This is a genomic window from Mesorhizobium sp. M7A.F.Ca.CA.002.09.1.1, assembly GCF_003998555.1.
Classification (GTDB): domain Bacteria; phylum Pseudomonadota; class Alphaproteobacteria; order Rhizobiales; family Rhizobiaceae; genus Mesorhizobium; species Mesorhizobium ciceri.
This window is the reverse complement of sequence record NZ_RZRR01000177.1, coordinates 1-7794: the sequence shown is the minus strand read 5'-3', so window position 1 is coordinate 7794 and position 7794 is coordinate 1. Positions and strand designations below refer to the sequence as shown.

The 7794-nt window shown below is 61.8% G+C and carries 10 protein-coding genes; 3 read left to right on the top strand and 7 right to left on the bottom strand.

The features are described 5' to 3' along the window. Positions 1 to 612 precede the first annotated feature (612 nt). Positions 613 to 924 carry a transcriptional regulator gene (locus EN994_RS10570; protein WP_013532486.1) on the top strand — a complete coding sequence of 104 codons (312 nt, stop codon included), beginning with the start codon at positions 613 to 615 and terminating at the stop codon, positions 922 to 924. Positions 925 to 945: 21 nt separating this feature from the next. Here EN994_RS10570 and EN994_RS10565 read toward each other — a convergent pair whose 3' ends face one another. The 7 genes from EN994_RS10565 to EN994_RS36715 all read right to left on the bottom strand — a co-directional run bounded on the left by EN994_RS10565 (position 946) and on the right by EN994_RS36715 (position 5724). Then, positions 946 to 1560: a LysE family translocator gene (locus EN994_RS10565; RefSeq protein ID WP_013532487.1), complete on the bottom strand. Its 615-nt coding sequence runs from the start codon at positions 1558 to 1560 to the stop codon at positions 946 to 948. A gap of 101 nt (positions 1561 to 1661) precedes the next feature. Beyond that, positions 1662 to 2498, bottom strand: a complete 837-nt coding sequence (locus EN994_RS10560) for a DMT family transporter (protein WP_013532488.1) — start codon at positions 2496 to 2498, stop codon at positions 1662 to 1664. Beyond that, positions 2495 to 3076 carry a TetR/AcrR family transcriptional regulator gene (locus EN994_RS10555; protein ID WP_013532489.1) on the bottom strand — a complete coding sequence of 194 codons (582 nt, stop codon included), beginning with the start codon at positions 3074 to 3076 and terminating at the stop codon, positions 2495 to 2497. Before EN994_RS10555 ends, EN994_RS10560 begins: the two co-directional genes overlap by 4 nt. 134 nt (positions 3077 to 3210) lie before the next feature. After that, positions 3211 to 3663, bottom strand: coding sequence for a hypothetical protein (locus tag EN994_RS10550; RefSeq protein ID WP_013532490.1), 453 nt, complete (start codon positions 3661 to 3663; stop codon positions 3211 to 3213). Positions 3664 to 3857: 194 nt separating this feature from the next. Continuing rightward, positions 3858 to 4712, bottom strand: coding sequence for a 23S rRNA (adenine(2030)-N(6))-methyltransferase RlmJ (locus EN994_RS10545; protein ID WP_013532491.1), 855 nt, complete (start codon positions 4710 to 4712; stop codon positions 3858 to 3860). Positions 4713 to 4774: 62 nt separating this feature from the next. Further along, the gene (locus tag EN994_RS10540) at positions 4775 to 5380 is read right to left on the bottom strand and encodes a hypothetical protein (RefSeq protein WP_013532492.1); all 606 of its coding nucleotides are present in this window, start codon (positions 5378 to 5380) and stop codon (positions 4775 to 4777) included. A gap of 215 nt (positions 5381 to 5595) precedes the next feature. Next, positions 5596 to 5724: a hypothetical protein gene (locus EN994_RS36715; protein WP_272482885.1), complete on the bottom strand. Its 129-nt coding sequence runs from the start codon at positions 5722 to 5724 to the stop codon at positions 5596 to 5598. A gap of 366 nt (positions 5725 to 6090) precedes the next feature. Here EN994_RS36715 and EN994_RS10535 point away from each other — a divergent pair, with 366 nt between their 5' ends. Further along, positions 6091 to 7128, top strand: a complete 1038-nt coding sequence (locus EN994_RS10535) for a UDP-glucuronic acid decarboxylase family protein (protein WP_127307524.1) — start codon at positions 6091 to 6093, stop codon at positions 7126 to 7128. Beyond that, a partial coding sequence (galE, locus tag EN994_RS10530) for a UDP-glucose 4-epimerase GalE (RefSeq protein ID WP_127307523.1) occupies positions 7125 to 7794 on the top strand: 670 nt, incomplete at its 3' end. The genes EN994_RS10535 and galE, both read left to right, overlap by 4 nt.

Here is a 7794-nt window from a genome sequence, read left to right as displayed (position 1 = left end):
GCCTTGGACGCCGGCGCTTTGGATGACTGCTTAGCCATGCGATGCCCCTTCCTTTGTGCCGACGGCCGTAATGACCCGGCGCGCTCATGCATATCTGACTCGCGGCTTGCTAGCCAGCGAAGCAATAGACTGATTTTCGCAGCTTAAATTTCGGTTACGATCGGCACATGATCGTGCTGATCGTCGCAGAAATTCACTTCTGATCTTCGACCATTGGCTAGAATGTGTCGCCGACATTCTCCACACTCCGCGGAAGCGCTCCTCTCGTGAAGCTCCGAAGATCAGCGAGCAGCTTTGCGTGTCGATCGTCGGTCGCCGATATCATGACCGCTGCCTCATCGGTGCGATCATCTCGTGCAGGCGGACGATCTATACTGCAATGCGACAGCCGATCGGTGCATCGTCTTGTCAAGCACGAACGCAGATCGGCCTGCTCGTGAATTGACAGATAACTCTACATGGCAGAGTATTCTGTACAGCATGCTGGAGCATTTCAATGTCGATCGCACAGGAGCAAGCGGCGCTGTCGCCGTTCGAGATTGCCAAGACGGTCCGCCACGGCGGCAGCATGGTTGTCGGCGGCCTCCGGCTTGGCTGCGCCGGAGCCAATCGATGAGTGCCGACGAAATCATCCACCAGAGCACTCGGCTCAGGATCATGGCGGCGCTGAGCATGCTGGAAAGGCGGCAAACGCTGGATTTCACCGGGCTGAAAGCCATCGTGGACGTCACCGACGGCAATCTCGGTGCGCATCTCGATACGCTGGCCAGGGCTGGTTATGTCGACATCGAAAAGCTGTTCGTCGGCCGCCGGCCGCAGACGCGCGTCAGGGCGACGACGAGCGGACGGCGCGCGTTCCGCGGCCATGCCGCATTCCTGCGCAAGATCCTCGATCAGGCCGAGGCGGCGGCGCGCAGGAAATAGCGTGATGACTGGGCAATCCGCTCAGCGCGCGGCAACAACGGCAACGCCGGCGCCGATCATCACACCGCCCGCCGCGCGGTTCACCCGGCGTACGATCCTTGGTGTGCGCAACAGGCTGCGGGCGCGACCGGCGAGGACGACATGACCGCCGATCACCACGACCTCGACGGCCACGATCACCATCATCAGCACACCGAGATGACCTGCGTCGAGCGATGCGCCGACGACGCTAGGCAACAGCGCAATGTAGAACAACGGCATTTTCGGATTGCCAAGATTGAGCGCGATGCCGGTGGCAAAAATCATCAACAGCCCTCGCCGTCCTGAGATGGGCTGCAGTTCGGGAATGACGGGCGCCGCCATCCACAGCCTGATGCCCGTCCAGACCAGATAGGCCGCTCCACCATAGCGAAGCACCGTCATGACGATCGCCATCTTGGCGGCGACGATCGACAGGCCGAAGGCGGCGAGGATCAGGAAGATGAGGATGCCGACCACGGTGCCGGCACCGTAGGCGATGCCCGACGCGGCGCCATTGGAGATTGTGCGCGCGACGATCGTCATGTTGTCCGGACCCGGGCTGGCAGCGAACACGAAGAAGGCGGCCGCAAAGGCAAGCGAGGTCGCGAGATCCATGAAAACTCCCGAGGGTAATGCCGCTCTCGGGAGTCCAGACTAGCCGGTTTACCTGTCGGCGCCATCAGGAAAATCGAGAAACTGCGCGATGCGCATTTCCGTCACGGCTGATAGCCGAGGCAGATGGCGCCGAGCGCGACGATGGCGCAGGCGCCGACCCGCCGCGGCGTCAGCACCTCGCCGAGGAACAGACGTCCGATGAAGGCCGCGAAGACGACGCTGGTTTCGCGGATCGCGGTGATCGGACCGGCCGGTCCGAGCGCGAAGGCCGCGACCACGACACCGTAGGCCAGAAGTGCAAACAGGCCGCCGCCCAGCGCCTTCCAGGTTTCCGGCGCACCCAGGTCGACTGTGAGCCGGCCACGGCAGGCGACGAAGGCCGCCGGCAGCAACGCGCCGTAGATCACCAGCACCCATGCGGTATAGGCACCGGCGTTTCCCGCCGCCCGAACGCCGAGCGCATCGACCGTCGCATAGGCGGCGATGATCGCTCCCGTTGCCAGCGCATAGAGTATCGATGTCGTGGCGGCCCTGCCCCTTCCGAGAGAAAGGCCCATGATGCCGCCCGCGACCAGCGCGACACCGATGGTCTGCGGCAGAGTGAGCTGCTGGTTGGCCAGGAAGAACTCGCCGAGCGTGACGAGCAGCGGCACGCTGCCGCGAACGATCGGATAGACCTGTCCCAGCTCGCCATATCTGTAGGCGGCCACCAGAAACAAACTGTAGCCAACCTGCAGGCAGGCCGAGAGCACAATGTAGGACCAGGCCGGCGCGGCCGGAAGGGCGTGGAAGAAGGCTAAGGGGATGGCGAGCGCCGTACTGGAAAAGCTCATGACGGTGACGGTCCACAACCTGTCGGCCCCCGTGCGCAGGAACGCGTTCCAGGTTGCGTGCAGGATCGCCGCAAACAATGCGAGCCCGATGACCAGCGGGCTCATTGGGACTTACGCGAAGCAGCGACGATGCCCATGGCCGCCTTGCGGGCGTCGCGAATGGCGGCGTCGGCCGGCCCCATCTGCGCCAGCAAGGTCGCACCTTCGATCAGCATAAGCAGTGTCGCCGCCACGCTTTCGGCGCGGCCGCGCGGCATCATCTCTTCGAGGATAGACCGCATGCGCCGCTTGAGGCCGTTCTTCTGCCTGACAACGGCCTTGAAAACCGGATGCCCGGGATCGCCGAACTCGGCCAATGCATGTGCGAACAGACAGCCATGGAAATCGGCGCTGCGGAACCAGAGTGCATGCCAGTCAAAAATCCTTCCGATTTTCTGTTCCGGCGGAATGCCCTCCTGGGCGAGCCGGTCGAGCTGGCGGTCGAAACGCATAGCGCGATAGTCGAGCACCTCGACGATCAATTCGTCCTTGCTGGGGAAGTGGCGATACATCGTCATCTTGGCCACATCGGCTTCGGCGATGATCCGGTCGATACCCGTCGCATGGAAGCCGGCGCGCTTGAACAGCACGTAGGCCGTTTCAACGACGTGCTGGCGCTTATCGGAAACGGGCGATGGTGTCATGGCGCATACCGAGTGGTGAGACAGGTCTGTCTCATACATATGCGACGGATCGCGCCAGCTGTCAACGCGGCACGAAAAACGCCTGCAGCCGATCAAGCCACAGGCGCGAAAGAGATTGGAAGGGGAAACCGGGTTTAGCGCAGAATGCGGCAGCGGCCGTTGTAGACCATCCAGCGGTCGAAGCCCGAGACGCAGAATTCGACATTGTCGCCGATCGAGGCAAAGCCCTGGCCTTCCTCGATCAGGTACCAGATGGTGCGATCGCGGCCGTCGGACAGGCTGACGGTGGCCCCGCAATAACGGCGACCGATCGGCCAGGTATCGTCGGCCGCCAGATAGCGATGCTGGTGAATGCGCCGGAAATCGGTGATCTGCACATCCGGCAGATGCGGCACGTGATGCACCTGATAGGAAAAGCGGCTGGTGATCTTGTTCAGTACCCAAGGCTGACCGCAGACCCCGCTGTCTTCATCGGAATAGACCGTAAGATCGGCGGCCTGCACGGTCTGGGTGATACCGAGAGGCGCGGCAAGCGGGGTGCAGAGCGAAATCAGGGCGGCAAGAGCGGATTTGGCGAAGCGAGTCATGGCAGCCTCTCAAGGTCGATTGTGCGCACTGTGCGGATTCGCTCGGCGGCGGTCAAGCGGTTGCGTTGACAATGGTTTCCCAGTTTGAAACTGCTTTTTGACCAAAGCCGAATTTACACGGCACCGGAATGGCTCTGGCACGTTCATGCCCGGATCCAAAAGAGCGCGGGTCCCGGGTCGTCAATGAGCCCGCCTCAAGCCTGCTCGCCGGCCAGCCATTCCAACGACCAGTGCGCCGGCCGCCCCACCGCAAGCAGCCTGTGCAGGGCCGGCAGCAGCGTCCGCAACTCGCCCTCCAGCGTGAACGGCGGATTGACCACCAGCAGACCGCTGCCGTCGAGGCTGGGTTCCGAAGAGGCCGGCCTGATCTCGAATTCGATGTCGAGCAGCTTCGGGATGCCCGATTGCTTCAGCGCCTTGCGGAAAGCGATGATCGCCTTGCGGTCCTTGATCGGATACCAGAGCGCGTAGATGCCGCCTGGCCAGCGCTTGTGCGCCCTTATGAGCCCGTCGACGAGGCGATCGAACTCACCCGCTTCCTCGAATGGCGGATCGATGAGAACAAGGCCGCGCTTCTCCTTCGGCGGCAGATGGGCGCCGAGCGCCAGCCAGCCATCGAGTTCGATGATCCGGGCCTGGAAATCGCCGGCAAAGAACGTCCTCAGCCTCGCGGCATCCTTGGGGTGCAGCTCGATCGCGGTCAGCCTGTCCTGCTTGCGCATGAGATGGCGCGCAATCAACGGCGAGCCCGGGTATTTCTGGATGCCACCCTCAGGGTTGAGCGACCGTATTGTCTCCAGATAAGGCGCGAGCAGTGCTGCCACCGGCGCGGCAAACGGGGCATCGATCAGCCTGCCGATGCCGCCTTGCCACTCACCCGTCTTCTGCGCTTCGGCCGACGACAGATCGTAGCGGCCAATGCCGGCATGGGTGTCGACGACCCGAAACGCCTTGTCCTTCTGCTTCAGATACTCGAGCAAGCGCGTCAGCACGACATGCTTGACGACGTCGGCGAAATTCCCGGCATGGTAGGCGTGGCGGTAGTTCATCGTTTTGTGCCGTTATGCATGTCGTTGTCCCAAAACCGCTGCACACTTTTGGGCGACATGCATCAGCCCCTGCCCCAGCGCGGCGGTGGCGGCTGAGAGTTCGGATTTTCCGGCCGACCGCCTCGAGTGCGCAAGGTCAGCAAAAATCCGATCAGGCCGATCGCCATCAGCGCGAAGCCGACCGGCCGTGCACGGCTGTCGATCTCGCCTGCGCCGGAGCGCAGGATGAGATCGACAGCCCGCATCGGTATGTCGTCGGCATCACCCGGTCCGACGGTGAAGACGTAGGGACCCGGGCTGACGGTCGCGATGACGCCGGCCTCGTCGCGAAAGATCTTGTCGGGCAGTTGCGGGCTGGCCTGGCGAGGATTGTCGGAATGGTTGAACTGCAGCGTCGAGGCGAGCACCGTGCGGCCATTGCTGGCGGCGGTCAGCGTCAGCACGGTGCGCTGCTGCGAGACGATGCGCTCGGCTCTTGCGGTCAGGTCGACCAGCACCCGCACCGGCGCATCGCGGCCGGAGAGCGGCACCGTCAGCGGCTTGAAACGGCCTTGCTCATAGACCCGCCAGGTGCCGATCTCGTGCCCGGAGAAATTGCTCATCGCCCAGGGATAGATGACACCGACGCCGGCGCCGACAAGCAGGATCAGGACAAACAGAAAGCGCATTCACATCACCATGGCGTATCGTGACCTTGCCAATAGCGCCCCGACGGCCAAAAGGCGATGGCCAGTTGCGGCAGCCACCCTGGAGGTGGACCGTACGGGGTGCGAGCGCAACCAGATTGGCGGCGTGGCTGCGCAACAATGCCGATAACGTTCTACCTATGCGCTCAAAAATTAAGCCGTGTATTTCGCGCGCCGCGCTGAACATTGCTGTCGGCTCATTCTTGGCCGTTCTTGCTGTCAGGTTTTGATTCTACCTCAAGGAACAGCTTGGCGCGTCCGGCAACATATTGACGTCGATCGAGCCAATATGCTGATTCATAAACAGGATTTGCCTTGTGCGCCATGCTTCGGTCCGAGAGGCCGTAGCCGCTTTCATGATTAACCATTCGCGAGCGCATTTGGTTAAGGAATTGCTAATTTGGTTGACTATAATTTCCACAGGTATATTTTCGATGCGTTGGGATGTGCAATTTGGGCGAGCAATCGATGGTGACACCGGGCGTGTGATCGCGATTTCGGGGCGCGGAGAATGCTGAGCGGCAGCACGGAGGTTGTGTAGTCGCACCAGCTTCGCGAAAGCCAAGAACAATTGACGCACATCAGTGATGGCGCTTCCGCAGATGCGGAGGTTTGCCACGTTCTCAGGAACGTGGCCGGGCGATGCTTTGTCCCGGCCCGGCGGTAGCGTGTTCGGTGCGTATGAGGAAAGCATGACTAAGCTTGTCAAGGTTCTGAAACTGGAATCCGGCAGCCAAAAGGACGCCAGCCAAAGCCGACGACGCGCCCTTGTCGCCGGAGGAGCGGGATTTTTAGGTTCGCATCTGTGCGAACGTCTTTTGCGGGACGGATACGACGTTGTCGCGCTGGACAATTTCCACACCGGCAAAAGATACAATCTCAATGCCCTTCAGCGCAATCCGAGCTTCAGCTGCATCGAGCACGACATCGTCGATGCACTGCCTTCGGACCTTCAGTGCGACGAGATCTACAATCTCGCCTGCCCAGCCTCTCCGCCGCACTACCAGGCAGATCCGATCCACACCTTCAAGACAAGCGTGCTTGGCTCGCTGAACCTTCTGGAACTCGCGCGACAGAACAAGGCCAAGATATTCCAGGCCTCGACGTCCGAAGTCTATGGCGATCCCTTCGTGCATCCACAGCCCGAGAGCTACTTCGGCAACGTCAATACGCACGGGCCGCGCTCCTGCTACGATGAAGGCAAGCGCTCGGCCGAAACCCTGTTCTTCGATTATTCGAGAACCTATGGTCTCGATATTCGTGTCGCCCGCATTTTCAACACCTACGGTCGCCGCATGCAGCCCGACGATGGACGTGTGGTTTCGAACTTCATCGTCCAGGCGCTGCGCGGCGAGGACCTGACCGTCTATGGCAGCGGCCAGCAGACGCGCTCCTTCTGCTATGCCGACGACCTGATCGAGGGCTTTATCCGGCTGATGAATGCGCCGAACGCGCCCGCCCACCCGGTCAATCTCGGCAACCCTGCCGAATTCACCATCATGGAACTGGCGACGCTGGTCGTCGATTACACCAACGCCCGATCGAAGACCGTGCATCGGCCGCTGCCCGTCGACGATCCCAGGCAACGCAAGCCGGACATCTCCTTTGCCAGGGCCAATCTCGGCTGGGAGCCGAAAATCAGCTTGAGCCAGGGGCTCGCGCGTACCGTCGAGTATTTTGATACCCTGCTCTACGGAAGTCACATCGCCAGAGGAGCTGCTGCTTCATGAGCCGGCCGGCGGTCCTGGTGACGGGTGGAGCCGGCTTCATCGGCAGCCACACCTGCAAGCAGTTGGCCGCCGCCGGCTACATGCCGGTGGTTTTCGACAATCTGAGCCGCGGCAATGAGAGATCCGTCGCCTGGGGGCCGCTTGTCGTCGGCGATATCCGGGATCGGGATGCACTGCGGCGGGCGATGGAAACGCACCGGCCGACGGCCGTGATCCATTTTGCTGCGCTGGCCTATGTCGGAGAGTCCGTTCGCGAGCCGGCCGAATATTATTCGACCAATGTGACAGGCACCATCGCGGTGCTCGATGCCGCACGCGCGAGTTCGATCGAAAACATCATCTTCTCCAGCAGCTGTGCGACCTACGGCGTGCCGGAGGCGTTGCCGGTTCGCGAGACCTCCTCGCAAAATCCGATCAGCCCCTATGGGCGCACCAAGCTGATGGGTGAACAGATCATCGGCGACTATGCGTCCGCGTACGGAATGAAATTTGCGATCCTGCGCTATTTCAACGCTTGTGGCGCCGATCCCGATGGCGAGCTCGGTGAGTGGCATTCGCCGGAAACCCATCTGGTTCCCAGAGTGCTCATGGCCGCATCGGGCATCATCGACGCGATCGAGGTTTTCGGCACCGACTACGACACGTCGGACGGCACTTGCGTAAGGG

Excerpts from the sequence above, each read along its gene's own strand:
- EN994_RS10570 (WP_013532486.1), top strand. The coding sequence starts at position 613 with ATGAGTGCCGACGAAATCATCCACCAGAGCACTCGGCTCAGGATCATG.
- EN994_RS10565 (WP_013532487.1), bottom strand. The coding sequence starts at position 1,560 with ATGGATCTCGCGACCTCGCTTGCCTTTGCGGCCGCCTTCTTCGTGTTC.
- EN994_RS10560 (WP_013532488.1), bottom strand. The coding sequence starts at position 2,498 with ATGAGCCCGCTGGTCATCGGGCTCGCATTGTTTGCGGCGATCCTGCAC.
- EN994_RS10555 (WP_013532489.1), bottom strand. The coding sequence starts at position 3,076 with ATGACACCATCGCCCGTTTCCGATAAGCGCCAGCACGTCGTTGAAACG.
- EN994_RS10550 (WP_013532490.1), bottom strand. The coding sequence starts at position 3,663 with ATGACTCGCTTCGCCAAATCCGCTCTTGCCGCCCTGATTTCGCTCTGC.
- EN994_RS10545 (WP_013532491.1), bottom strand. The coding sequence starts at position 4,712 with ATGAACTACCGCCACGCCTACCATGCCGGGAATTTCGCCGACGTCGTC.
- EN994_RS10540 (WP_013532492.1), bottom strand. The coding sequence starts at position 5,380 with ATGCGCTTTCTGTTTGTCCTGATCCTGCTTGTCGGCGCCGGCGTCGGT.
- EN994_RS36715 (WP_272482885.1), bottom strand. The coding sequence starts at position 5,724 with ATGGCGCACAAGGCAAATCCTGTTTATGAATCAGCATATTGGCTCGAT.
- EN994_RS10535 (WP_127307524.1), top strand. The coding sequence starts at position 6,091 with ATGACTAAGCTTGTCAAGGTTCTGAAACTGGAATCCGGCAGCCAAAAG.